This window comes from Phyllobacterium sp. SB3 (assembly GCF_040009165.1).
In the GTDB taxonomy this organism is placed as follows: Bacteria; Pseudomonadota; Alphaproteobacteria; order Rhizobiales; family Rhizobiaceae; genus Phyllobacterium.
Genome location: NZ_JBDYKI010000008.1, coordinates 106,792 through 130,958 on the forward strand (window position 1 = coordinate 106,792; position 24,167 = coordinate 130,958).

The 24,167-nt window shown below is 53.0% G+C and carries 21 protein-coding genes; 15 read left to right on the forward strand and 6 right to left on the reverse strand.

The window, feature by feature from the left end; all coding sequences use genetic code 11:
- Positions 1-864, reverse strand: coding sequence for an IclR family transcriptional regulator (locus tag ABKW30_RS23920; RefSeq protein WP_348601446.1), 864 nt, complete (start codon positions 862-864; stop codon positions 1-3).
- 216 nt (positions 865-1,080) lie between these two features.
- Between ABKW30_RS23920 and ABKW30_RS23925 the strand changes: the two genes are divergently transcribed.
- From ABKW30_RS23925 to ABKW30_RS23940, 4 genes are read left to right on the forward strand one after another with little or no spacing between them, the layout of a single operon-like run.
- Positions 1,081-2,097 carry a TRAP transporter substrate-binding protein gene (locus tag ABKW30_RS23925; RefSeq protein WP_348601447.1) on the forward strand — a complete coding sequence of 339 codons (1,017 nt, stop codon included), beginning with the start codon at positions 1,081-1,083 and terminating at the stop codon, positions 2,095-2,097.
- A gap of 16 nt (positions 2,098-2,113) precedes the next feature.
- A complete protein-coding gene (locus tag ABKW30_RS23930; protein ID WP_348601448.1) occupies positions 2,114-4,015 on the forward strand; it encodes a TRAP transporter large permease subunit in 1,902 nt (633 codons plus the stop codon).
- Positions 4,015-4,818 carry an SDR family oxidoreductase gene (locus ABKW30_RS23935; RefSeq protein WP_348601449.1) on the forward strand — a complete coding sequence of 268 codons (804 nt, stop codon included), beginning with the start codon at positions 4,015-4,017 and terminating at the stop codon, positions 4,816-4,818. Before ABKW30_RS23930 ends, ABKW30_RS23935 begins: the two co-directional genes overlap by 1 nt.
- Entirely contained in the window at positions 4,811-5,671 is an 861-nt protein-coding gene (locus ABKW30_RS23940) for a DUF296 domain-containing protein (protein ID WP_348601450.1), read from the forward strand. The genes ABKW30_RS23935 and ABKW30_RS23940 overlap by 8 nt, the downstream gene beginning before the upstream one ends.
- On the opposite strand, the gene kdgD is transcribed toward ABKW30_RS23940, so the two are convergent.
- A complete protein-coding gene (kdgD, locus tag ABKW30_RS23945) occupies positions 5,668-6,582 on the reverse strand; it encodes a 5-dehydro-4-deoxyglucarate dehydratase (RefSeq protein ID WP_348601451.1) in 915 nt (304 codons plus the stop codon). The two genes, ABKW30_RS23940 and kdgD, sit on opposite strands and share 4 nt — an antisense overlap.
- Before the next feature lie 99 nt (positions 6,583-6,681).
- A complete protein-coding gene (locus tag ABKW30_RS23950) occupies positions 6,682-7,407 on the reverse strand; it encodes a FadR/GntR family transcriptional regulator (protein ID WP_348601452.1) in 726 nt (241 codons plus the stop codon).
- A gap of 304 nt (positions 7,408-7,711) precedes the next feature.
- Here ABKW30_RS23950 and ABKW30_RS23955 point away from each other — a divergent pair, with 304 nt between their 5' ends.
- The 10 genes from ABKW30_RS23955 to ABKW30_RS24000 all read left to right on the forward strand — a co-directional run bounded on the left by ABKW30_RS23955 (position 7,712) and on the right by ABKW30_RS24000 (position 18,499).
- A complete protein-coding gene (locus tag ABKW30_RS23955) occupies positions 7,712-9,316 on the forward strand; it encodes an ABC transporter substrate-binding protein (protein ID WP_348601454.1) in 1,605 nt (534 codons plus the stop codon).
- A gap of 18 nt (positions 9,317-9,334) precedes the next feature.
- Positions 9,335-10,396 (forward strand): ABC transporter permease, encoded by a 1,062-nt coding sequence (locus ABKW30_RS23960; RefSeq protein ID WP_348601455.1) that lies wholly within the window; start codon positions 9,335-9,337, stop codon positions 10,394-10,396.
- The gene (locus ABKW30_RS23965) at positions 10,393-11,301 is read left to right on the forward strand and encodes an ABC transporter permease (protein ID WP_348601456.1); all 909 of its coding nucleotides are present in this window, start codon (positions 10,393-10,395) and stop codon (positions 11,299-11,301) included. The genes ABKW30_RS23960 and ABKW30_RS23965 overlap by 4 nt, the downstream gene beginning before the upstream one ends.
- A 4-nt stretch (positions 11,302-11,305) precedes the next feature.
- Positions 11,306-12,136, forward strand: coding sequence for an ABC transporter ATP-binding protein (locus tag ABKW30_RS23970; protein ID WP_348601457.1), 831 nt, complete (start codon positions 11,306-11,308; stop codon positions 12,134-12,136).
- Between the two features lie 4 nt (positions 12,137-12,140).
- Positions 12,141-12,935, forward strand: a complete 795-nt coding sequence (locus ABKW30_RS23975) for an ABC transporter ATP-binding protein (RefSeq protein ID WP_348601458.1) — start codon at positions 12,141-12,143, stop codon at positions 12,933-12,935.
- A 12-nt stretch (positions 12,936-12,947) separates the two neighbouring features.
- The gene (locus ABKW30_RS23980; protein ID WP_348601459.1) at positions 12,948-13,928 is read left to right on the forward strand and encodes a mannonate dehydratase; all 981 of its coding nucleotides are present in this window, start codon (positions 12,948-12,950) and stop codon (positions 13,926-13,928) included.
- Between the two features lie 2 nt (positions 13,929-13,930).
- Positions 13,931-14,764 (forward strand): 5-deoxy-glucuronate isomerase, encoded by an 834-nt coding sequence (locus tag ABKW30_RS23985; RefSeq protein ID WP_348601460.1) that lies wholly within the window; start codon positions 13,931-13,933, stop codon positions 14,762-14,764.
- 569 nt (positions 14,765-15,333) lie between these two features.
- Positions 15,334-16,140 (forward strand): transporter substrate-binding domain-containing protein, encoded by an 807-nt coding sequence (locus ABKW30_RS23990; RefSeq protein WP_348601550.1) that lies wholly within the window; start codon positions 15,334-15,336, stop codon positions 16,138-16,140.
- Between the two features lie 76 nt (positions 16,141-16,216).
- Positions 16,217-17,497 carry an FAD-binding oxidoreductase gene (locus ABKW30_RS23995; protein WP_348601461.1) on the forward strand — a complete coding sequence of 427 codons (1,281 nt, stop codon included), beginning with the start codon at positions 16,217-16,219 and terminating at the stop codon, positions 17,495-17,497.
- A 30-nt stretch (positions 17,498-17,527) separates the two neighbouring features.
- Positions 17,528-18,499: an amino acid ABC transporter permease gene (locus tag ABKW30_RS24000; RefSeq protein ID WP_348601462.1), complete on the forward strand. Its 972-nt coding sequence runs from the start codon at positions 17,528-17,530 to the stop codon at positions 18,497-18,499.
- Positions 18,500-18,518: 19 nt separating this feature from the next.
- On the opposite strand, the gene choX is transcribed toward ABKW30_RS24000, so the two are convergent.
- A complete protein-coding gene (choX, locus tag ABKW30_RS24005; protein ID WP_348601463.1) occupies positions 18,519-19,463 on the reverse strand; it encodes a choline ABC transporter substrate-binding protein in 945 nt (314 codons plus the stop codon).
- Between the two features lie 129 nt (positions 19,464-19,592).
- A complete protein-coding gene (locus ABKW30_RS24010) occupies positions 19,593-19,976 on the reverse strand; it encodes a hypothetical protein (RefSeq protein WP_348601464.1) in 384 nt (127 codons plus the stop codon).
- Between the two features lie 148 nt (positions 19,977-20,124).
- On the opposite strand from ABKW30_RS24010, the gene ABKW30_RS24015 reads away from it, so the two are divergent.
- A complete protein-coding gene (locus ABKW30_RS24015; RefSeq protein ID WP_348601465.1) occupies positions 20,125-23,325 on the forward strand; it encodes a LysM peptidoglycan-binding domain-containing protein in 3,201 nt (1,066 codons plus the stop codon).
- 5 nt (positions 23,326-23,330) lie between these two features.
- Here ABKW30_RS24015 and sctT read toward each other — a convergent pair whose 3' ends face one another.
- Entirely contained in the window at positions 23,331-24,161 is an 831-nt protein-coding gene (gene sctT / locus ABKW30_RS24020) for a type III secretion system export apparatus subunit SctT (RefSeq protein WP_348601466.1), read from the reverse strand.
- Positions 24,162-24,167 lie beyond the last annotated feature (6 nt).

Genomic DNA, 24,167 nt, shown 5'->3' on the forward strand with positions numbered 1-24,167 from the left:
TCAGTTTGCCCCTTCAATTCGTGATCCGGGTCTTGCCGGGGTAACCGGCCGTTTTATCCTTCCATTCAATGGTTGGAGATGGGCAAGCCGCGCTTCTATCTTCTTTGCCTCGATTCGCATCAATGCAACCAATTCGACCTGTCGGGCTGGCTGCATGCGGCTGTCGATGGCCGCAATGCTCAAGGCACCTGCAGGCCGCCCGTCTGGATAATGAATTGCAAGACCAATAGCCCAGGAGTTCGCAAGGATTCTGCCCGGGTTTAATGCAAAGCCGGTTGTGCGGGTTGTAGCTATGTCTTCCCGGATTTGAGCTGGAGCAAGATTAGGGTATTCACTCTGAAGCACTTGATCGTTGGCTTCAAGTACAGCCTCGATTTCCTCATCCTGCAAAGCTGACAGGATGGCTAAAGATCCGGCACCCACACCAAGGGGATGTCGGTAACCCGCCTGCAATGCGTGTGTACGGATTTGATAAGTACCTTCCTCACGATGCAGGCAGACAGACGAAGTTTCCCGCTGAATTGAAAGAAAGCTTGTATCTTCGGTCCTGGCGGAAAGTGCCGTCAGGCTATCGCGGGAGATTTGCAGCAAGCCGTAGCGGCGCGAGGCCAACGTGCCAAGAATATACGCCTCTTCACCAAGAAAATAACGGCGTGTCAGGCTGTCCTGCTCTAGCATGCCTGAACGGATTAAGGCAAGCAGCAGCCGCCGAGTTGTCGGCTTGTTCAAGCTGCTATGTTCGACAAGCTCGCTGAGCGTCGCCCCCTGATCTCCAAAATAGCTGACAAGGCTTAGCAAGCTCAACGCCCTGTCGACGCTCTGCGCACCGCTAAGGCCGGATGTGGACACGACACGTTGTTCCATCTACATTTCCTCAAAGGTCCATAATATGGATCAAGATTCAAACTTATAAGACAATGGCATAAAAAAGATTGCAAGACCGCTTTGTTTGTCTATGATTTTGTCGAAGATTATTGCAGGTTGCATTCTATAATATGGATCATGGTGTCGACAAAGCAAAGGAGGTTGCTGCGTCTGACAGGTCCGAAGAGCTGCAAAAGACACCCGGGAGGAACGTCAATGAACAATCTTTCACGTCGCCAGATGTTGCTGGCTGCTGGTTCAACGCTAATCGCCAGCCCATTTATTATGAGACGTCCGGCCATGGCTGCTGAGTTCTCGTATAAGTACGCCAACAATCTGCCTGTTTCTCACCCGATGAATATCCGGGCCACAGAAGCTGCCGATAAGATCAAAGAAGAGACCGGCGGAAGATTTGAATTGTCAATCTTCCCGTCAAGCCAGCTTGGCTCTGACACGGATACGTTGAGCCAGCTGCGGTCGGGCGCTGTAGAGTTTTTCACTCTCTCAGGCCTCATTCTTTCGACCCTCGTTCCTGCTGCATCAATTAACGGTATCGGTTTTGCGTTCCCTGACAGTGCGACAGTCTGGAAAGCCATGGATGGCGATCTCGGTGCCTATGTCCGTACACAGATCGAAAAGTCCAACCTCGTTGCCATGGACAAAATCTGGGACAACGGCTTCCGTCATATCACTTCAAGCACGAAACCGATTGTTACGCCGGATGATCTGAAGAATTTCAAGATCCGCGTGCCGGTCAGCCCATTGTGGACATCCATGTTCACGGCGTTCCAATCTTCACCAGCCAGCATCAACTTCAATGAAGTTTATTCCTCGTTGCAGACGAAAGTGGTCAATGGGCAGGAAAATCCGCTCGCCATCATTTCTACTGCGAAGCTTTATGAAGTTCAGAAATATTGCTCATTGACCAGCCACATGTGGGATGGATTCTGGTTCCTGTCGAACCGTCGCGCTTGGGAAGCGTTACCGGACGATATCAAGGAGATCGTTTCCAAGAATATCAATGCGGCCGGTCTTGCCGAGCGCGATGACGTTGCCAAGCTGACGGAAACCTTGCAGGCCGACCTCAAATCCAAGAATCTCGAGTTCAATACGCCGGATCCTGCCCCATTTCGTGATGCACTTCGCAGTGCGGGATTCTATTCGGAATGGAAGGGCAAGTATGGCGACGAGGCCTGGGAGCTTCTCGAAAAAGTTGTCGGTCAGTTGGCCTGATTGAAGGCCGTAGCTGATGGCCGAGATCAAGATTACCGAAGGTGCGGTCGCTGCAGGTGAGGAGAGCATTCTGTCAGCCTCGTCACGTGGCGACCGATCTTTCCTTTCAAGATGCGACCGGTTGCTTGGCCATCTGGTCGAGTATCCGGTTGCCGTACTGGTTGTGGCGGAGGTAGTCATTCTCTTCGCTGGAATTGTTGCGCGCTATGTTTTGCATCGACCTTTGATCTGGTCCGATGAACTGGCATCGATCCTGTTTCTCTGGCTTGCCATGCTGGGAGCGGTGGTTGCTTTCCGTCGCGGGGAACATATGCGCATGACAGCGCTGGTCGGGATGATGAACCCGGCGCGCCGCGCCTTTTTCGATGTGATTGCGGTGGTCGGTGCGCTGGCCTTTCTCCTCTTCATCATCTACCCGGCATATGACTATGCCCATGAAGAAACCTATATAACGACGCCTGCATTGGAGATTACCAATGCCTGGCGTGCGGCGGCACTGCCTGTGGGTGCCGCTCTGATGATTGTCTCGTCATTGATCAAGCTGTTGCAGGTTTCCAACTTGCGTAATGTCATTGCGGCTGTCCTTCTTATAAGCGCCATTGCATTCATCTTCTGGCTGCTTGGACCTTCACTCAAGACGCTTGGCAATTTCAACCTGCTGATATTTTTCGTCGGGATCGTTGCATCACTTGTCTTGAGCGGTGTACCCATTGCCTTTTCCTTCGGACTTGCGACATTCGGCTATCTGTCATTGACGACGAATGTTCCGATGCTCGTCGTTGTAGGCCGCATGGACGAAGGCATGTCGCATCTCATTCTACTGGCCGTGCCTCTTTTCGTGTTTCTCGGTGTTCTCATTGAAATGACCGGCATGGCGCGCGCCATGGTGCAGTTTCTTGCCAGCCTGCTCGGACATGTCCGAGGCGGACTGTCATATGTGCTGATCGGTGCCATGTACCTTGTTTCGGGTATCTCTGGTGCGAAGGCGGCAGATATGGCTGCTGTTGCGCCGGTGCTGTTTCCGGAAATGAAAGCGCGTGGTGCAAAGCCGGGCGAGCTTGTCGCACTTCTCTCCGCAACGGGCGCACAGACCGAAACCGTACCGCCAAGTCTCGTGCTGATAACAATCGGCTCCGTAACTGGTGTATCAATTGCAGCGTTGTTTACCGGCGGCCTGCTTCCGGGTGTTGTCCTCGCGATCATGCTTTGCTTCGTTGTCAGACATCGCTACCGCAATGAAGACCTTTCGCATGTGACCAAGGCAACAGGAAGCCAGATCGGGCGCTCCTTCCTCGTCGCTTTGCCTGCGCTTGCCTTGCCATTCATCATCCGTGCGGCCGTCATTGAAGGTGTGGCAACGGCAACGGAAGTGTCGACCATTGGTATTGTATATGCTGTCCTGGCAGGCTTGCTGATCTACCGGCAGTTTGACTGGAAGCGCCTGAAGCCGATGCTGGTAGACACGGCGTCTTTGTCCGGTGCAATCCTGCTCATTATCGGCGCCGCAACCGCCATGGCGTGGGCGCTTACACAATCTGGTTTCTCCCGGGACTTGGCAGCTGTCATGAGCGCATTGCCCGGTGGCCCAATGACATTCCTGGCGGTCTCGATTGTCGCCTTCATCATTCTCGGTAGCGTACTTGAAGGTATTCCCGCAATTGTCCTTTTCGGACCGCTTCTGTTTCCCATTGCGCAACAGGTCGGTGTGCACGAGGTGCACTATGCGATGGTCGTTATTCTTGCCATGGGTATCGGCCTTTTCGCACCTCCCTTTGGCGTAGGTTATTATGCGGCATGTGCTATTGGCCGGGTCAATCCGGATGAAGGAATGAGGCCGATCTGGGGTTATCTGGCCGCCCTGATCATAGGCACGATCCTGGTAGCGGCCATACCATGGATTTCGACGGGATTTCTTTGATGACTGGCAGATTGAAAGACAAGATAGCGCTTGTTTTCGGTGCAGGTTCGTCGGGCGAGGGATGGAGCAATGGGAAAGCTGCGGCAGTTGCCTATGCACGGGAGGGCGCAAGCGTAGTTTGCGCGGATCTCAACCTTGCCTCTGCAACAGAGACGGTCGATATCATATCGGGCGAAGGTTATAAGGCAACGGCAACAACAGCTGATGTTGTCAGCAGCGCTTCAGTGAACGAGGTTGTCAAGGAAGTGCTGGAGGAATATGGCCGGATCGATATTCTCCATAACAATGTCGGTGTGGTGACGGCTGGAGGGCCGGAGCAGCTTGAGGAAGAAGCGTTCCGCGCATCGTTAGATATCAATGTAGGCTCGGTTTTTCGCACGGCGAAAGCTGTCCTGCCGCATATGATGGCACGGAAATCAGGAGCGATTATCAACATATCATCACTCGCCTCTATCCGTTGGACCGGTTATCCTTATTTTGCTTACTACACGGCAAAAGGGGCGGTTAATCAGGCAACGGTGGCGCTCGCCATGCAATATGCAAAACATGGCATCCGGGCAAATTGCATATTGCCGGGTCTGATAGACACTCCTCTGATCTACAAGCAGATTTCCGGCAATTACGCCTCAATCGAAGAGATGGTGGACGAGAGAAACAGGCTGGTTCCGATGGGCCATATGGGAACAGCGTTCGATGTTGCCAATGCTGCGGTCTTTCTTGCATCCGACGAAGCTCGCTTCATAACCGGAGTCTGTCTGCCGGTTGATGGCGGCCAAAGCTGTTCGGCAGTTGCAGGTGTCTGAGCGTCGGCTTTTACAGCCCGGACCAGTTGCAGTACAACGGTTCGAGAGCTTTGAGGGCGGGGGGCGTAAACTCCAGTTTACGCTTGAGACTGGTCTCAGCCTAAACGACGCAATCGCACGTCCTTTGCTTGCGGCGAATCTCCGCGCAGCTTCGCTGGTAATTGAAGGTGGTGCATTCGCTCCGTTCCGCTATCTGATGCCTGCATTGTCGACTGATGGCATTCACGCTGCGTGGTATAGCGAGCAATATTCGCCTGCGGGTGAAGTGCAACTCGAATGCGGTAATGTGACTTTCGGCGAACGCGATGGGGCGCCATTCATTCACTGCCATGCAATGTGGAATGAGGCCGATGGCAGCCGCAATGTGGGCCACATCCTTCCACATGAAACAATTGTCAGCAAACCCATCCGTGCCACAGCATGGGGCGTTGATAGTGTTGCGATGGTGTCGGAGCCAGATTCGGAAACGAGGTTCACCCTGTTTCATCCGGTTTTGCGAGAGCAGACAGAAGAAGGAGCCCAAGGTTCTCGCATGATCTTTGCAAGGGTCGCACCGAACGAAGATATTATCGAATCTTTGGAAGCCATTTGCCGGAAGCACGCCATGAAAAACGCTGTACTTCGAGGCAGCATTGGGAGCTTGATTGGAGCCCGTTATCTGGATGGAAGCAGAGTCGACGATACTGCTACCGAAGTGTTCGTTCTTCAGGGCATGGTCAGTACGAATACCACTGCGACGCAATTGGAAATCGCAATGGTTGACACTTATGGAGTAATTACACGAGGCTTTCTGAAGCGGGGCGAAAACCCCGTGTGTATTACCTTCGAACTGTGCCTCGAAGAAGTTCTTTAGGTCTGGGGTCCGAGCTTCTCAATCAAGACGGAAAGATCAGCAATGTCCTTTGCTGTACAGTCGGTCAGCGGCGGCCGTACAGGACCTGCGGCATGACCAACAATAGACGCACCTGCTTTAACGATACTGACTGCATAGCCGGCGACGCGATTACGAATAGAGATATATGGAATGAAAAACTCACTCAGCAGGCGTGAAGTCGTGGTGTGGTCGTTCTCTTTAACCGCCTGATAAAAGGTGAGGGCGGTTCGTGGGATGAAATTAAAGACTGCCGAAGAATACACATCTACGCCCATCGCCTTATAGGCTTCGGCGTATACTTCCGCGGTCGGCAACCCGCCCAGATAGGAGAATCGATCACCCAGACGTCTGCGGATGGTCACCATGTTCTCGATCTCACCGACGCCATCTTTGAAACCGATAAGGTTGGGGCATTTTTCAGCCAGCTGCTCCAGAGCATCCGCGTTAAGTTTGCAGACGTTGCGGTTGTACACGATCACACCAAGACTTGTTGCAGCGCAGACGGCCTCTACATGACGCGAAATACCTTCGATATTGGTCTCTGTGAGATAATGCGGAAGAAGCAGGAGGCCTGCTGCGCCATTCCTTTCAGCATCACGCGCCATCTGTACGGCTATACGCGTTCCATAAGCGGCGGCAGCAAGAATTGGCAGTTTGCTGCCGCAGGCGGAAACGGCCGTACGTACAACATTCTCATGCTCGGCCGGGGTCAACGAGAAACCTTCACCCGTTCCTCCGCCGACAAAAAGTGCAGAAGCGCCATAGGGCGCCAACCAGGAAAGGCGGTCTGCATAGGCATTCTGCGCAAAATCACCATTCTGATCAAAGTCGGTGACCGGGAACGAAAGCAAGCCTGAACTGATGGTCTTCTTGAGTGTCTCGTAATGCATGGAAAGCCTCATATGGTATCTATTGCCAGATAACTAGCATGAGGTATGTCATCATACAACTATGTAGTATCAAATTTGTCGGATGCGTCTATTAATAGGTCAGGATGCCTTTTCGACCCTTAGTGCATTGGTTCTCAATCGATCACGGCTGCTACCCAAATGAAGACGCATTGCCGCCCGAGCCCCTTCCACGTCCTGCGCCTTGATCGCCTGATAAATCTGGTCATGTTCACGATTGACGCGCTCTAGGTATTGGCGTTGTGGCAGGTCATTCAATTTATGGGTCTGCAAGCGTGTGCGTGGAATGAGTACTTCACCCAAGTAATTGAACATACTAAGAAAATGACGGTTCTTTGTTGTTGAAGCTATAGCGCGATGGAACTCCAGATCGGCCAGAACCGAGCTTTCTCCACGCTCGATTGCTTCGTTCATCATATCTAGCGCGTTCTTGATTCTTGTAAGATCATCACCATCACGACGTATTGCGGCAAGTGCTGCGGCTTCCAATTCTATGGATATGCGCAGCTCCATGACGCTGACAATCTCTTCAAGCAGTTCAAGATTGTCCTCTTCAATCCTGAATGGCTCTGCAGAAACATCCTTAAGGACAAACGCCCCAATCCCCTGCTGAGTATGAACCAGCCCCTTTGCCTTCAAATTTGCGACGGCCTCACGCACAACCGTACGACTGACATTGAACTCACCAATCATTTCCTGCTCAGTAGGCAGGCGTTCGCCACGCGCGTACTGACCGGAGCTAATACGATCTGCTATGGCCCTAACCAATTGGCCTGTAAGGGTTTCCCGCTTTCCAATGCTCGACATTTGTACCTTTCTAAATAATCAAAATCATGGGGCGGAGCCTATCTTCTGTTCCAATTTGAGCATGAACTAAAGCCCAGCGCCAGACTGCGATGTCATCAAAGTAGGATATCATATATATGCCCTTATCCTCGATAGCCTGTCCGAAAAATACGCGTAGCCAAATCAGAATTCCAACGTTTACCTAGGGATTTATAGTAGGCAAGGCATAAAACTTATCACTAATCGCATCTTTGAGCTTGCCCGAACAAAAAATCAATACTACGATGTCATACAACATAAGAAGAAGATGACTAGGGAGGTATCTATGTCTCATGTTCGTACCCTGCTTGCAGGCACTGTGGCCTTGGCCTCTGTGTTGACAGTTAATATGGCGGCAGCGAAGACGCCGCAAGATCAGCTCGTCATCGGCATGAACATGGTGAATCTCACCAGTCTTGATCCGCACAATGTAAATTCCTACGAATCCTATCATGTCATCGCCAATCTTTATGACACTCTGGTGCGCAACGATCCAAACTTGCCCGGCAAGGTTTTGCCATTGCTGGCGAAATCCTGGACCGTTCAGCCGGACGGTACGATTGAATTTGACCTTGATGAAGAAGCTACATTCCAGACAGGTCGCAAGATAACTGCGGCTGATGTGGCCTATTCCTTTCAACGCGCTGTGAAACTCGGTCTCTTAGGCAAGACTTACTTCTCCAATTGGGGATATACGCCTGAGAACGTGGATCAGAAGTTCCGTGCAAAGGACGATGCGACATTTATCATGGAGGTTGCTACGCCCGTTGCGCCTTCCCTGAAGCTTGGTGCCTTGACCCGCGCCTATGGCGCAGTGGTTGACAAGGAGGTTATCGCCGAGCATGAAAAAGATGGTGATATGGGTCGTGGCTGGCTTGCGTCAAATGCCGCGGGCTCCGGGGCATTCACGCTCAATCGCTGGAATCCGAATGATATTGTCGTGCTTAACCGCTACGACGATTATTGGGGCGGCGAACCGAAGATGAAACGCGTTCTCGTGCGCCATCTGCCGGAGTCGCAAACTGAACGTCTCCAACTGGAGAAGGGCGACCTCGATGTCGGCTTTCAGCTTGTCTCCGCAGACATCGATGGTCTGGCAAAGAACCCTGATATCGTTATCGACCGGCTGGTAGGCTCCGGTTTCTACTATTTGATCATGAGTACAAAGGACCCGGAGTTCGCGAAGCCGGAAGTGCGAAAGGCTCTGCGTTATTGCATCAATTACAAAGATATCAACGATGTGGTGATGAAGAACTACGGAAAAAGCGCGACGACCTTTGTCCCTGCCGACATTCCGGGGTATCTGCCAGATATTGGCAATGTTTATGATCCCGCAAAGTGCAAACTGGATCTGGCGGCTGCGGGTTATGGTGATGGGTTCAGCAAGCAATTGCTGTCACTGAATTCTACTCCCTATGCTGATTTGGCGACTGCTATTCAACAGAACCTTGCGGTGGCGGGTGTCAAAGTCGACATTCAAACCGGTAATGGTGATCAGACCTATGGACCGATGCGTGATCGCAAATTCCAGCTCGGTGTGGGGCGCACAGCGTCCTCTGCGCAAACAGATGCCGACGGCTGGGTTCGCACACATGCTTATAATCCCGACAACAAGGATGATGCGAACCTTGCCAATTTGCAGGCGTGGCGTGCGTCGTTCGAGTTGCCTGAAGTCAATAAACTGATCGACGAAGCGGCGGCAATTACAGACAATGAAGAAAAGCGCGTCGAGCTTTACAAGCAGGCCCTCAAGCTTTTCGAAGAATCCGGACCGCCAGTTATTCCGATTTCACAGCGTGTTGATCCCTATGCCAAGAGTGCGCGGCTGAAAAACTATGTTGGTGATATTGGCTGGATGACCCGTTGGGATCAGGTCGAAAAGCAGGATTAAAGTCAGGTCTCCGTTTGCATGGTCAACCAGATTGAAACGGCGGCCCGGACGCCAGTAAGACGTCGGGGTTTCAGGAAATATCGCCGTTTCGGCGGCTCGGTATTCAGCGTTCTGACGACATTATTCCTGTTGGTTCTGCTCACCTTCGTCATTGGCCGGTTAATGCCGGTTGATCCGGTGATTGCAGTGGTAGGGCCTGATGCAGACCGTGCAACCTATCTTAAGGTAAAGCAAGAGCTAGGTCTTGATCTGCCCATCTTCCAACAGTTCTGGATATTCTTCAAAAACCTGCTTCATGGCGACTTTGGCAGTACCTTGCTAACCGGCCGCCCAGTAATGGAAGATATTGTCCGAGTCCTGCCTGCGACAATCGAACTTGCAACCGTGACCATTATTCTTGGCGCAGGCATCGGTATCCCACTCGGCGTCTATGCGGCGGTCAATCGGGGACGTTTTGCCGACCATGCCGTGAGGTTGATTGCGCTGCTTGGCCATTCCACACCGATTTTCTGGATCGGTATGGTTGGTTTGATGCTGTTTTATGCCAAGCTGGGCTGGGTCGGCGGCTCGGGGCGCATTGATCTGTTCTACGAGGATATCGTTCCCAACGTAACCGGCTTTCTGCTCATAGATTCTTTGCTGGCTTGGGATATGGATGTATTCTGGAGTGCCGTCTCGCATATCATACTGCCGGCATCAGTGCTCGCTTATGCGTCGATTGCCTACATCAGCCGTATAACGCGCAGCTTCATGCTGGAGCAACTCAGCCAGGAATATGTAACGACTGCCCGGGCAAAAGGTGTGCCGCGTAATGGCGTTATATGGCGACATGCTTTCAAGAATATCCGCGTCCAGCTCGTCACTGTCGTTGCGTTGTCTTATGGCGGCATGCTGGAGGGGGCTGTGCTGATCGAGACAGTGTTTGGCTGGCCGGGCTTTGGGCAATACCTCACCAATGCGCTGGTTATTGGCGACATGAATGTAGTGGTTGCATGCACGTTGATCATTGGCTGCGTTTTCATAGCGCTCAATGTCATCTCTGATCTGCTCTACAGATTTTTCGATCCGAGGATTCAATGAATACCCAAAGCAAAGGGCTGACGGCTTGGCTCACGACCGAGGAACCTGCAAGTGCCACCCATGCAGCATTTCAAAATGTCTGGCGTGTCTGGATACGGTTCGCTTCAAATCCGCTTGGCCTCGCCGGGTTGATTATCATTCTGCTTCTGGTGTTCATCGCGGTCTTCGTACCATGGTTGGCTCCATACTCTCCTTTTGACCAGAATTTGCGCGAAGCGCTGGTAGCACCAAATAGTCAGCATTTGTTTGGCACTGACGAGCTTGGCCGCGATATTCTCAGCCGTGTCCTGTGGGGAAGCCGCATCACACTCTCAATCGTCATGATCGTGAGTGTTATCGTAGCGCCGATCGGTCTGCTTGTCGGGTGCATAGCCGGATATTATGGCGGCTGGCTCGATACTATCCTGATGCGCATTACCGAGCTATTCCTGTCTTTCCCAAGCCTCATTCTGGCATTGGCCTTTGTCGCAGCGCTTGGGCCCAGTCTGAACAATGCAATTATTGCCATTGCCCTGACACAGTGGCCGCCGATTGCGAGACTGGCGCGTGCCGAGTCCCTGAACCTGCGAAAGCGGGATCACATTTCGGCAGTGCGCCTGATGGGAGCATCCAGCATGCGGATCGTTCTGGCCCATATTGCTCCGCTTTGTATTCCGTCAGTCATCGTTCGCATCACGCTCAACATGGCTGGCATTATCCTGACGGCCGCCGGTCTGGGTTTTCTTGGTCTTGGTGCCCAGCCGCCTAGTCCAGAGTGGGGTGCCATGGTTTCAACCGGCCGCCGTTTCATGCTCGACAGCTGGTGGGTGGGGACAATCCCCGGCATTTCCATCCTGTTTGTCAGTCTGGCTTTCAACCTTGTAGGTGATGCTTTGCGCGATGCCCTCGATCCGAGGCAGGAGTAGGCGAATGAGCGAGACACTTCTCTCGGTGAAGGATCTTCGAATAAGCTTCAATGGTGCAGCTGGGCCTTTTGATGCGGTTCGGGGTGTTTCATTTGATCTTGGCCGCGAAAAGCTGGGTATTGTCGGAGAGTCCGGATCAGGCAAGAGCATGACAGGCCGGGCCATCATGCGCCTGACGCCGCCTTCGGCACTGGTCAAGGCCGAGCACATACAGCTTGGTGACGTGGACATTCTCCATGCATCCGAAAAGACAATGTACGGCATACGTGGCCGCCGTATCGGCTTGATCATGCAGGACCCGAAATACTCGCTCAATCCCGTCGTCACTGTTGGTGAACAGATTGCGGAAGCATACCGCATCCACACGCGGGCGACCTCTTCACAAGCGCGCGAGAAGGCCGCCGCGATGCTGGGAGCAGTACAGATACGTGACCCTGAAAGGGTATATCGCATGTACCCGCATGAGATGTCGGGCGGCATGGGTCAGCGCATCATGATCGCCATGATGCTTGTTTCCGAGCCGGAAATACTGATCGCGGACGAAGCGACGTCGGCATTGGACGTTACTGTGAGGCTGGAAATTCTTAATCTGCTCAATGAGCTGGTGGAGAAGCGCGGGCTCGGTCTCATCTTCATCAGCCACGATCTCAATTTGGTCCGCCGTTTCTGCGACCGCGTGCTGATCATGTATCGCGGCAGGGTTGTTGAAACGCTAAATGCGAGTGAACTCGGACAAGCCACGCATCCCTATACGAAGGGCCTGCTGGAGGCGATGCCGCGCATTCATACATCGCGCAAGCGTCTGCCGGTCCTTAAACGTGATGAAGCGTGGTGACGATATGAGCAGTACCATGCCAGTCATCAAAATAGACAATCTCAGCGTCACATTTGGCGAAGGCGTAGATGCACGTCGTGCCGTTGATGGTGTCAGCTTTTCTGTCAATCGCGGCGAAACCTTTGGCCTTGTCGGCGAATCCGGGTCAGGCAAATCAACAATTCTGAGGGCTATCACCGGTCTCGTACATGGCGATGCAGATACCCTTCAGGTTGCCAGTGAGGATGTTCGCACGAAACGCGGAAGAGAATTTTACCGTAAGGTACAGATGGTCTTCCAAGACCCGTATGAAGCCCTGCATCCGCGTCACACAGTCTGGCGCCAACTCATGGAGCCTGCTCGAATTCAGGGAATTCCCAGTGCCGAGGCTCGCGGTAATCAAGCGCTGGACTCTGTCGGATTGAGCAGGGCATTGCTATGGCGTTATCCGCATCAGCTCTCAGGTGGGCAAAGGCAGCGCGTCGCGATTGCCCGTGCTCTGATGTCGGGGCCAGACATACTTCTGTTGGACGAGCCGACCTCCGCGCTCGACGTCTCGGTACAGGCTGAAATTCTCAATCTGTTCAGCGATCTGCAGGAGGAGCACGGTTTGACCTATCTCATGGTCAGTCACGATCTTGGTGTTGTTGCCCATATGTGCAAGCGCACTGCCGTCATGCAGGCTGGAAAGATCGTCGAAACATTGGATGTCGACGCGCTCATCAACGGCGGTGCGGTGCAGGAATATACAAAAAAGCTCATAGCGGCGAGCGAGGCCTATGGCGAAGACCCGGCTGAAATTGCTGCAGCACACAGGTAATGGGAGAAGCATATGTTTCTAGGCACACAGTTTCGTGCACGGGATGACGATGATTATCGTGTCATGGCGCAATTAGGCATTGAGCATGTCTGTGCCGATCCGGCCGGCAACCCCCATGATTGGACCTTGGATATTCTCAAGCAGCATCGCGATCACGTAGAGAGCTTTGGTCTGTCCGTGGATATGATCCAACTGCCGTTAAGTTCGCGCGTCATCGAAAAACAATACAGCCCGGATATCCTTTCGGCCGGGCCTGAACGGGACAGACAGATCGACTCCATTTGCCGTCTTATCGAACGAACTGCCGAGGCAGGGATTCCTGCGGTGAAATACAATCTCAACATCATAGGTATTCCACGAACTGAGCTGGAGACCGGACGAGGCGGTTCGCGCAACGACGCATTTCGCTGGAACAAGGCCGATCATGATGCGCAGCCAACGATTGCGGGCGTGCTCGATGAAGACGAGAACTGGGAACGTATCGATTATTTTCTTGAGCGTGTTGTGCCTGTTGCCGAGGCAAACAAGGTACGGTTGGCCTGCCATCCCCACGATCCCTATACGCCGCCCGGTTATCGCGGTGTTACACGGGTTCTGGGAACCGTAGAAGGATTGAAAAAGTTCGTGCTGATGCGCGAAAATCCATATCACGGTTTGAATTTCTGTCAGGGCACTGTTGGCGAGATGCTCGATAATCCCGCCGAGGAGATTTTTGATATTATTCGCTGGTTCGGCGAACGTGGCAAACTGTTTAATGTTCATTTTCGCAATATTCGTGGCGGAAAACTTTCGTTTATGGAAACCTTTCCAGAGGAAGGGGACATGGATATGTGGCTTTCGCTCAAGACATACGCGGAAGTCGGCTATCAATATATGATCATGCCGGATCACGTGCCGCAAATCTCGGGGCGCGACCCCCAGAACACTGCATTTGCTTTCAGCTATGGTTACATCGTCGCGCTGCTGCAAGTGCTTAAGAGTGAGGGCAAATAGCTATGTCTGCAAAGTTGATCCGCGCTTACGACAATGGAAACGAACCTTTGCTGGTCGGAGGCAATCCCACAAAACTTATACATTTCAACCTTGTGAAACTTGCCGCTGGTCAGGCACACAGTTATCGCCTGGCGGACTTTGAAACCGCAGTCGTTCCCATGTTCGGGAGTTGCAACGTCGTGGTTGATGGCGATGTTTTTGAGCAGGTGGGAAGACGGTTGAATGTATGGGCCGGGCAAGCTGACTCTGTCTATGCCGGACCTGATGTGCTTGTTGAAATCACGGCTATTACCGATTGCGAGATTGCGATTGCCGGTGGTCGCTGGACAGAGAAAATGGAGCCCTTTCGCGTCACGCCCGACGAGGTGGACATGGTGGATGTCGGCTCGAACGAGACAAAATCCCGGCGCCGTATTTTCCATATCCTCGGAAACAGGCAAGCAGAGCGTGTCGGACGACTTCTCGTCAGCGAACTCTATGCTGATGAAGGTTGCTGGTCGGGTTATCCCCCGCATAAACATGACGCTGATCGGCCGGGCGAGACGGCGCATGAAGAACTCTACCATTGGCGTTTTGATCCGCCGACCGGGTTTGGCACGCAGTTGTGGTATGAGGAAGGGCAAGAGCCGCACGCTTATGTAACGCGTAATGGCGATACGTTCGCCTTTTCGACAGGCTATCACCCAACCGCTACATCTCCGGGCCACGCTTCCTACATATTCACGATTCTTGTTGGCAAGACGCAGCGATCCCTTGTGCAGAATTTCGAGGAAGTGCATCGGCCGCTTATGGCAAAAATTCCGGGTATTGATGCCATGCGGGCAAAATTCAAATAATCACGTGCCGGATTCCCGAACCAGAACAGTGAGGACGCGGCGCCATCCACGTGCGAGCAGGCTTTCCGCCCGTCCATCCATCGACAAGGAGAATGTCGAGTCGGCTGATGACGAACCTGACAGGCAGCTTGAGCGGATCCTCCCGTTCAGTTTCCCCTATGCTGATCGCACATCGCAAAATGACAATGATTTCGATCTGGACGGAGAGATATCAAAGTCGAGCGGCAATCTTGGAAGTAGCAATTACGGGGTAACCGTAGCAGGGTTGTCGAACAGACACTGCGCATTAGTCTGCCGACACCGGTGATACGATAACGCGTCAGATCAACTGATGTACTATTGCCAGTTCGATGGTGTTGCTGCCACCCATGTAACAACGGCATTACCCTATAACAAAATTGCAATAACTTCTGCCGTTGTGGGTATCCCACAACGGGCAATTGCTATTGCTTAATCTGGATAAGGGGCGCACTTTCCCCCTCCCGCTGTCTTACATAATCAATAAAAATATGGGGGTAAGGCAGGTCATTCACCTAAGGAGGAATAGTGTGAACAACGTTCTGAAATGCATGATTTTTGGCGCCCTGGCTTTGGCAACATCCACAGCCGCGCAGGCTGGTACAACGCTTGATCGCGTCATGGAAAAGAAAGCCATGGTTGTTGCCACCAACAGCAGCTGGCCCCCACAGAGCTATCTTGACGATAATAATGAAATGGTCGGTTTTGATATCGATATGGCGAAAGAGATTGGCAAGCGCCTTGGCGTTGAAGTCTCGTTTCAGACGCCGGATTGGGCAACGTTGACCGGTGGTCGCTGGCAGGGCCGTTACGATGTCGGTGTTGGCTCGGTAACTCCAACCAAGGCGCGTGCGCAGGTTATCGATTTCGCTTCGGTTTATTATTACAGCCCTTACGTTTATGTCGTGCACAAGGACAGCCAAGCAAAGTCGGTTACCGATCTCAATGGTAAGGTGATTGGCGTGGAAACGGCCACAACTTCGGAAGATTTTATCCGTCGGCAGCTTGAGATCGATGCGCCCGGATTGCCGCCGGTCGAATACAAAGTCGAGCCGGGCGAAATTCGTACTTTTGCTGACTCCATGCTGCCCTTCGACGATTTGCGGCTAGGCGATGGCGTGCGTCTTGATGCAGTCATAGCGCCGGAACAGACAGCACAAAATGCCGTGAAGAACGGCTACCCGGTTCGTATTCTCGAAGGCGGTTACGCTTTCCGCGAACCACTCGTCGTCATCGCTGAAAAGGGTGATCCGGAATGGACTGCCAAGGTTGGTGAAATCATCACCGCCATGCGCTCCGACGGTACGCTCGCAACGCTGACAACCAAATGGTATGGCAAAGACTATAGCGCGAATTGATCATTGCACGGCTCGCGCCGCCATATAGGTGGGTGAGCCGTGGCTGCCCTCAGCATTGCCAGATCACGAGTCCCAAATGAGCTACATCGATACTTTTTACAGGCGAACCCTCGCCGATGATAAATCCTATCCAATGTTGTCCGGTCATGCCGAATGCGACACCTGCATTATTGGTGGCGGGCTCGCAGGTCTGACTACTGCTCTCCAGCTTGCGCGGGCGGGCCAGTCCGTGGTCGTCCTGGAAGCACAGCGGATTGGATGGGGCGCGTCTGGACGAAATGGCGGGTTTGTCAGTCCCGGTTTTGCCAATGACGGAGAAGCCATTGCCAAAGCGGCAGGCATTGAAAATGCCCGTGAGTTACACAAGCTTTCAATCGAGGGAGTGTGGTTTGTCCGTGATACCATCAAGGAGCTGAACATTGCTTCAGCCGCGCCCATCAACGGCATAATGAGTGTCCTGCGCTATAGCGATGAAGCAGCGATGAAAAAGCGTGCTGACTATCTAACGCGCGAGTTTGACTATACTGTCGAGTATATGGATCGCGATCAGGTTCAGGCCGTGCTCCGTTCCGAGCGTTATTTTCAGGCGGTACGTGACCCGCAAGCGTTTCATATGCACCCACTGAATTATCTACGCGCGGTTTCCCGGGAAATTGAGCGGCTGGGCGGCAAAATCTACGAATCCAGCGCTGCAACCACCACGGATTTGTCCCGCCCCGAGAAGTTTGTCAGCACCGCAAATGGTAAGGTCAAAGCGCGGAATGTTGCGGTCATGACGGGTGGCTACACAACTGGTCTGATTGGCAAGCTCAAGCGCAGTTATCTGCCGATTGCGACCTATGTGATGTTGTCTGAGGAAGCGCCTGATTTGATCCGGACAGCTATCCGGACAACAGATGCAGTCGGCGATAATCGTAGGGCAGGGGATTACTATCGCGTCGTTGAAGGTGGAAAGCGCCTTCTATGGGGTGGCCGCATCACCACCAGGGCCGCTTCATCTGCCGCCTTGGCCGTAGAACTTCGCAGGGAAATGGTTGGCACATATCCGCAGCTTGCAGATCTTAAAACAGAACTTTCGTGGTCCGGGCTGATGTCTTATGCCCGGCATTTAATGCCCCAGATCGGCCAGCTGCAATCGGGCGTCTGGTATTGTACTGCGTTTGGCGGTCATGGGCTGAACACGACAGCTATGGGCGGCAAGGTGATTGCAGAAGCGATCCTCGGTCAATCGGAGCGTTACAAACTCTTTAAGCCGTTCGGACTGGTCTGGGCCGGTGGATTTGCGGGCCTTTCTGTTGCGCAGCTAACCTATTGGAAACTGCAGGCACAGGATTGGTGGCGGGAACGCCAAGCATAGAGTTACACCTGTCTGAATTGGGGAATTGATATGATTGCCACGTTAATCCTGTCCTATCCGAAAGCAATAAAACGCATAGGTGCGGGCTTAGCCATACTTGTCGTAGCCGCGTTGCTTTACTGGATGGGAGTAGGTGGGGCGTGGGTCGGCAGTATATTCCCGTCGCTCCTGCCCGGAATGGAAAGTTCACCGGAAACGACGCGTGGTGTTGCGGCAATCGTGTTCGCAATCTTGATTGCAATCAATTGGAAGCTCCTTGGCCTGTTGCCACGGACCTATCAAATAGGCGCGGTTTGGGTGGAGCTGCTTTGCCTGCTCCTCCTGTTCTTTTACTCGTTTGATTTGAGCTTCACATTCATCGCCAAGAAGATCAGCTTTCTGATCACACAGGGCGTGGTAACTACACTCTACATATCCATTATCTCGATCGTGATAGCGACGATCATTGCCTTGATCGGTGCTATGGCCAAACTGTCGAAAAACGGCGTGGTCTATGGGCTCGCCAGTTTCTATACGTCCCTGTTTCGGGGCCTTCCGCTGCTGATGCAGATTTATATTATCTATCTGGGACTGCCGCAGGTTGGCTATGTCATTGGTGCCATCCCTGCAGGCATTTTGGCGTTATCGCTTTGCTATGGCGCATACATGACAGAGATTTTCCGGGCTGGTATCGAGAGCATACCGCGTGGACAGTCAGAGGGCGCGACAGCTCTTGGATTAAAGCCCAATCACACGATGTTTCTGGTGGTCCTGCCACAGGCAATGCGGGTTATCATTCCGCCGACCGGCAATCAATTCATCGCGATGCTGAAAGACTCTTCGCTGGTGTCCGTGGTCGGCGTGTGGGAGATCATGTATCTTGCCCGCACAATGGGCCAGAAGGAATTCCGGCACATTGAGATGTTGATTACGGCCTCGATGATATACTGGATTCTTTCTATTGGACTGGAAATTCTCCAGGCGCGGATCGAAGAGCGCTTCGGCCGTTCCTTGAAGCGTTAGCTGGCTGCAAGGCGTTGGCTTATAAGCCAAGCTCCTTGCGGACTGCATCCGCTCCCGGTTCGCCGGTCAGCGTCGTCACATCCTTCAGCCAGACATCAAGCTTCGCCGGATTTGCCTTTATCCAATCCTTGGCGGCATCGGTGCCTTCTTCTCCATCATCAAGGATTTTGCCCATCAACTCGTTTTCAGACTTCACGTCGAAAACCAAGTTGGTGAAGAACTTTGCGGCGTTTGGGCATTCCTTCGACCAGCCAGTCCGGGCAAGCGTATAGACTTCGGCACCGCCGAAATCCGGTCCGAAGTAATCGTCACCTCCACTTAGATAGGTAAGATCAAACTTCGCGTTCATGGGGTGGGGAGCCCAAGCGAGAAAAGCTACCCACTGCTTCGTTCGGCCAGCACGGTCAACTTGTGCCAGCATGGCCTGTTCACCGGATTCAACGAGCTTCCAGCCATCCAGACCGAACTTTTTATCGCCGATAATTTTCTCGATGTTCTGGTTTGCCGGTGCGCCGGGCTCGATGCCATAAATTTTGCTTTCAAATTTGTCAGCGTGTTTTGCGAGGTCGGCAAATGTCTTCACGCCTTCGGCGGCAACATAATTCGGCACCGCCAGTGTGAATTTCGCGCCGGTGAGGTTCTTGACGAGAACATCGACAGCCTTGCTCTTGTCGAGATCATCACGGAATGTCTGTTGTGCGGGCATCCAGTTGCCAAGGAAAACATCGGTTTCCTTGTTCTTGAGGGCCTGATAGCCAATGGGAACTGACATGGTTTTCACGTCGGCTTTATATCCAAGGCCTTCTAACAGAACTGATGCCACAGAATTGGTCGAAGTAATATCGGTCCAACCCGGATCTGAGAGTTTGATCGTTGAGCAGCTTTCACCATCAGCCGCCATCGCGGCACCCTGCAATGATAGGATTGAAACGAATGCGATGGCGGAGGGCTTCAGTAGGGGCATGGGTATTCCTGTGTGAGGACTCAATCAAAGGTTGCGCACAAACTATTCGTCCAGCGCCACAAGGTGAACGAATGAATTGCTCTTTCGGTTGCCGTTAGTAGAGGGTTTTTCCAAACTTGTGGCGAGGGATCAGGCGAAGTAAAGGACGCCGAAAATAATGGCGATCACCATAAGCACGACGCCTGCTGCAATGAGGCGTGGTCTGACCGTCGAAACAGGTGGGCCATGCACTTCGCTGGCGGCAGGCGCAACTCGGTTCTGGCTGCTGTTAGCTACAGTGTCGAAAGAAGAAGATGGTACTTCGGGCACAGCCAAGGGCGGCTTTTCCTCAAGCGGTTTCGAGTTGGCGCGTAGCTCTACAGAATTCGGCCTTTGTTTAGTGTCGAGAATCTCGTGTTTTCGCTGACGGGTGGCGCCATCTGCCGCGCGTTCGAACTTTCGCATGGCATTCTCATCATTCCAATTGCTTTCGAGCGCCTGTTGCGATCCTGCATTGTTGATGGACTGAACCAAAGAACCGTCCTTTCTGAATAGCTACGGTCTTGAACGTCGTATCTTCTGCCGGTGAATGATGACGGCATAGCGCGTGATTGGCAATTATATTTTGTCGCATACTCCATTACAGCTAGCCTCTGTCATAAAACTGTGAGGCGCATCTTTCATGTTCGGTCCTGCTATTGCCGGAGAGTTTCGTGCTCTGTCGCGCGGCAAGCCATTCCGGATCAGGCAGGAGAGAGCGATGTCTTTTCGTATCGATATAGATGGCAAAAGCCGCTATGACGCCAATGGAAACAAGATACCGCTTACCTCGCTGCAACAACAGAAATTGTTCGTGGAACAGATCAGCGAGGCCGTGCGCGAACGTGCGAAGGCTGGCGGGCCCAGCTCTTTCGACCCGGATAAAGAAAAACTGATTGTTGTTCAGCCGGGCGACAATCTTTGGGAAATCGCCAAAGACAATAATGTCCGGTTCGGTGATGTGATCGAAGCAAACAAAGGTCTCCACGATAATCAGATAGATCTGGTCGAGTCGGATGATGTCATCATCATTCCTCACATCGCGCCGGATCTGGCTGCCAGTACACCAAAAGACAGCAAGGGCGTTCCGGGAGGAGAGGCGGCCTTCAAAAACGAACTCTATGAGCGTGGAAACAATCTGCAATACGTGGATGATCCATCGAAGACCGACTTCTCCGGCGAAACGAAGAACATACAAGGTGATGTCGGCGCTTATCTCGATAGCCTTCCTGCAGGAGAGCGGCAGGCAGCCGTCTCAAGGCTCATTGGCAATAAAAGCGACTGGCAGGATGCGCGCCCGGCTCTCACCGCTATCGAAACGGCGGCCACAGAGAGACAGCTTATTGCCGATCCGCAAGAGGCTTTTGCCAACGACATTTATACAACCGGCAACAAGCTTCAATATTCGGATAACCCAGATACGGATTATAAGGCCGGAACCGCAGGCATTGCGTCCGATGTAAAAACTTACCTTCAGGGCATCCCGGAAGGTGAGCGCGCAAAGTCTTTGCAGGCCCTTTATGATCACGACTGGGCAGACGCAGGCCCATCGCAAATTGCGCTGGAGAACACTGCCAAAGAGCTCGGAATATCGCTCAGGCCCTCGACACATCGTGGGCCAGAAATAGAGTCTCAAGCCCGCCTGATTATCGATAATGCCAATGCTGCGGGCAAACCGGAAGAGGCTTTCAAAAGTCTCAATGCGTCGTACAGCAAGGCCCCGGCAGAATTGCAGGAAGCCATTCGCGGTAATGCGGACGCCAAGGAACTGATAGGCAAGACCGCAGACTGGGCGACCGAAAGGCTCAAGGATTATGATCCGGAAAAGGCCACCAGCGATCAGGGCGATAGTGCGGAGTCAATGCGCAAGCTGGAAGCCTTGACCAAGGATGCTGATCCGCAACTGGCAGCTCAATTGATGCTCGATGCCTTGCCGACGATAGAGGCTGCGAATGCGCGCAGACAGGAGAAGATCGGTGGCGATCTCATAGGTCGCGAGGGTCAGCAGAATCTCACCACAATTTTGGGCCGTATCGGCGAAACGCCGACCGGCCAGACAGTCATAGACCGTTTTACAAAGATGGACACAGGCAATCCTGAATCCATGCGTATGGCAATCATCTCAGGCTCCGGTCTGGATTTTCCCCTTGCGCGGGCAGCGACAACAGCAGGTTCCAGCACCTATCTTGAGAGCACGATTCTTCCGAGTGTCGTTGAATTTTCCAAGGGCTCCGTCAATGGCAGCGTCGATCAATACTCTACCCATATGCAGGAACTGCAATGGCTGATTTCCAATCACGGCGCGACCATGACGCCGGAGCAGCTTGAAAAAGCCATTGCCGATTACGAAACCGAAAAGGGCCAAGGCTGGAAAGATCAGAAGCTGGCACTGGAAAATGATGTTGCCGCTAAGGGCAATCAACTTCTCAACCAGTTGAGCCAGTTGGGAAGCTTGCCACCGGAACTTGCCTCGCAACAGGGCAAGGTCGATGAAAAGATCAAAGAGATACTTTCTGATGATAAGTCGGTCATGGCGATGCAGGTTGCCCTCAAGAATGATCCTGCGCTTCTGGACAAGCCTGCAGTTGTTTCCCTGCTCAGCCAACAGGCGCGGCTGACGGATCGCGGGCGGAAGCTTGCGGAAGAGGCGATGACGCAGATCGTGCGGCGGACGGTTCTCCCTTCGTTTGGAAATCTCAATCCGAACGATCCTGCAAGCATCGAGCGGGCGAAGGCAGGGATAACCTCGCTCCAGAATAGTCCCGCTGCCAAACTGCTCGGCATACCGGATGACGAATTCAAGAAGGCCCTTAAAGCAGTGGAGGAATCGCTTCCCGCCGCCGGTGATACCGAAGTCGACATGGTACAGAAGCTGAAAAACCTCGACGCCAAGCTTACTGACACCAATGACGGCATGAAGTCGTTCAAGAACACCACGGTCCCCGGCCAGATGTTGCGCTTGATTGGCCTGGCAGCGGTGGGTGTAGGCCTTGCTTCGACTCTGAGCAAAACTGGCCAGGGCCCGTTGATGAAGTTCAAAGTCTTCATTGACGCTGCTGGAGTGGCACAACGCTCGATTGAATTGCTCAACGGCTTCCAGCAGATCAATCCGGACTCGCTGGCAGTAAAACATTTCGGCAGCAGTAGTACGACCGCTGCAAAATGGTTGGGTTCGGTTGGAGCAAGCTTCGATCTGGTTCTTGCTACACGCTCCTATACGGGTGGCGACTGGCAAATGGGCACTTTGCAGGCTGCGGCTGGCGTAGGCGGTATTATTGCAGCTTTCGGAACAGGCTCAATGGCAGGGCCGGTCGGTCTCGTCATCGTCGGAGCCGCCGTTATTGGCCAGATGCTTCTTACCAATACGCGCGAGTCGAATATCTACATGACCGACACATCAATGCGCTTCCTGCAGCACTCACAGCTTTCGCAAGAGACATCCAAGGCACTCGTCGATCAGAGCGGCGAGGGGTTCAGTCCGGTCCCCTTGTTGATGAAATATGCTGAGATGAAGGGGTATAAGCTTGATCAGCCAGCGGACCTTCAGCGTTTTGTAAGCTGGCTGAATGCGATACCGCAAGACAAGTTGGCTACCTTACGCGATAATCTGCACCATACGCTTGACGGTCTGAACGGCGATATCTCCGGATTTCCCGCTACAGCGGGTAATGATGCGAACTATACTGATCCGCAGAAACTGCATCATCGTACACAAAGCGTCTCCGGTAAGGCGGCGGTATCGTTGCCCAGTTTGGCCGATAAGATCAACAGTGGCGACGCAAGCCCGCAATCAATAACACAGGTTGACGCCATGATCCGCGAGCTTGGTTTGCCTCTCGCTTGAAAGGATCAGGGTGCCTTCTGAGGCTCGCCATCAACGAGTGAGCGCATTATCTCCGATGTCCCGCGAAGTTCTTTTAGCTCGGACATCATGTAGGGCACGAGATAGGAAATATAGAGCACCATCAGTACGGCAAAAAGCATGTTCTTGATGGCAAGTGACAGATCAAAAATATGCAGCTGCGGCGACATGCGTGAAAGATAAGCCAGCATCAAATCGGTCAGGAGCAGGGCCAGCACGATGGGGGCGATCAGAATGACGGCGATTTGCATGATACGGTCCAAAACCGCGAGCAGGGCAGGAATGGCATTGACGTTCACAATTGGCATGAATTTGACGGCTGGCCACAATTCGTAGCTTTTGTAAAACCCGTCAACGAGCAGCAAAAACCCGCCCGACATAAAGAATAGTGCGAGCAGAGCGAAGACGAGCAAGGTTCCGGTGATAGTGGTTTCGCTTACCTGCAAAGGGTCGACCAACTGAGCCGAGGTGGAGCCGCGCTGTAGATCGACCAGATCGCCTGCAACCTCGGCGCCCCAAAACGGAATACCGAAAGCGATACCGATGACCATGCCGACAATCAGCTCTTTTACGAGCAGCCCCGTGATCAGCAAGCTACCCAGCTGCCCTTCGGCAAGAACTCCATTGAGAACGCCAGGAACTGCGGGAATGCAGATAGCAATAGCGACGCAGGAACGGATCATTCCAGTCAGACCAAGCCTTATGAAAGCCGGGGTGACAAGGATCATGCCAAGGGCACGGGCAACGGTTATCGCTACGGCAACGAGCAGGGGATAGGCAAGTGCAAGAAAGGAAGATGTCGTTGAAATGGCGTCCATGTGCCG

Coding starts and splice junctions, on each gene's coding strand:
- ABKW30_RS23920 (WP_348601446.1), bottom strand. CDS start 864: ATGGAACAACGTGTCGTGTCCACATCCGGCCTTAGCGGTGCGCAGAGC.
- ABKW30_RS23925 (WP_348601447.1), top strand. CDS start 1,081: ATGAACAATCTTTCACGTCGCCAGATGTTGCTGGCTGCTGGTTCAACG.
- ABKW30_RS23930 (WP_348601448.1), top strand. CDS start 2,114: ATGGCCGAGATCAAGATTACCGAAGGTGCGGTCGCTGCAGGTGAGGAG.
- ABKW30_RS23935 (WP_348601449.1), top strand. CDS start 4,015: ATGACTGGCAGATTGAAAGACAAGATAGCGCTTGTTTTCGGTGCAGGT.
- kdgD (WP_348601451.1), bottom strand. CDS start 6,582: ATGCATTACGAGACACTCAAGAAGACCATCAGTTCAGGCTTGCTTTCG.
- ABKW30_RS23950 (WP_348601452.1), bottom strand. CDS start 7,407: ATGTCGAGCATTGGAAAGCGGGAAACCCTTACAGGCCAATTGGTTAGG.
- ABKW30_RS23955 (WP_348601454.1), top strand. CDS start 7,712: ATGTCTCATGTTCGTACCCTGCTTGCAGGCACTGTGGCCTTGGCCTCT.
- ABKW30_RS23960 (WP_348601455.1), top strand. CDS start 9,335: ATGGTCAACCAGATTGAAACGGCGGCCCGGACGCCAGTAAGACGTCGG.
- ABKW30_RS23965 (WP_348601456.1), top strand. CDS start 10,393: ATGAATACCCAAAGCAAAGGGCTGACGGCTTGGCTCACGACCGAGGAA.
- ABKW30_RS23970 (WP_348601457.1), top strand. CDS start 11,306: ATGAGCGAGACACTTCTCTCGGTGAAGGATCTTCGAATAAGCTTCAAT.
- ABKW30_RS23975 (WP_348601458.1), top strand. CDS start 12,141: ATGAGCAGTACCATGCCAGTCATCAAAATAGACAATCTCAGCGTCACA.
- ABKW30_RS23980 (WP_348601459.1), top strand. CDS start 12,948: ATGTTTCTAGGCACACAGTTTCGTGCACGGGATGACGATGATTATCGT.
- ABKW30_RS23985 (WP_348601460.1), top strand. CDS start 13,931: ATGTCTGCAAAGTTGATCCGCGCTTACGACAATGGAAACGAACCTTTG.
- ABKW30_RS23990 (WP_348601550.1), top strand. CDS start 15,334: ATGATTTTTGGCGCCCTGGCTTTGGCAACATCCACAGCCGCGCAGGCT.
- ABKW30_RS23995 (WP_348601461.1), top strand. CDS start 16,217: ATGAGCTACATCGATACTTTTTACAGGCGAACCCTCGCCGATGATAAA.
- ABKW30_RS24000 (WP_348601462.1), top strand. CDS start 17,528: ATGATTGCCACGTTAATCCTGTCCTATCCGAAAGCAATAAAACGCATA.
- choX (WP_348601463.1), bottom strand. CDS start 19,463: ATGCCCCTACTGAAGCCCTCCGCCATCGCATTCGTTTCAATCCTATCA.
- ABKW30_RS24015 (WP_348601465.1), top strand. CDS start 20,125: ATGTTCGGTCCTGCTATTGCCGGAGAGTTTCGTGCTCTGTCGCGCGGC.
- sctT (WP_348601466.1), bottom strand. CDS start 24,161: ATGGACGCCATTTCAACGACATCTTCCTTTCTTGCACTTGCCTATCCC.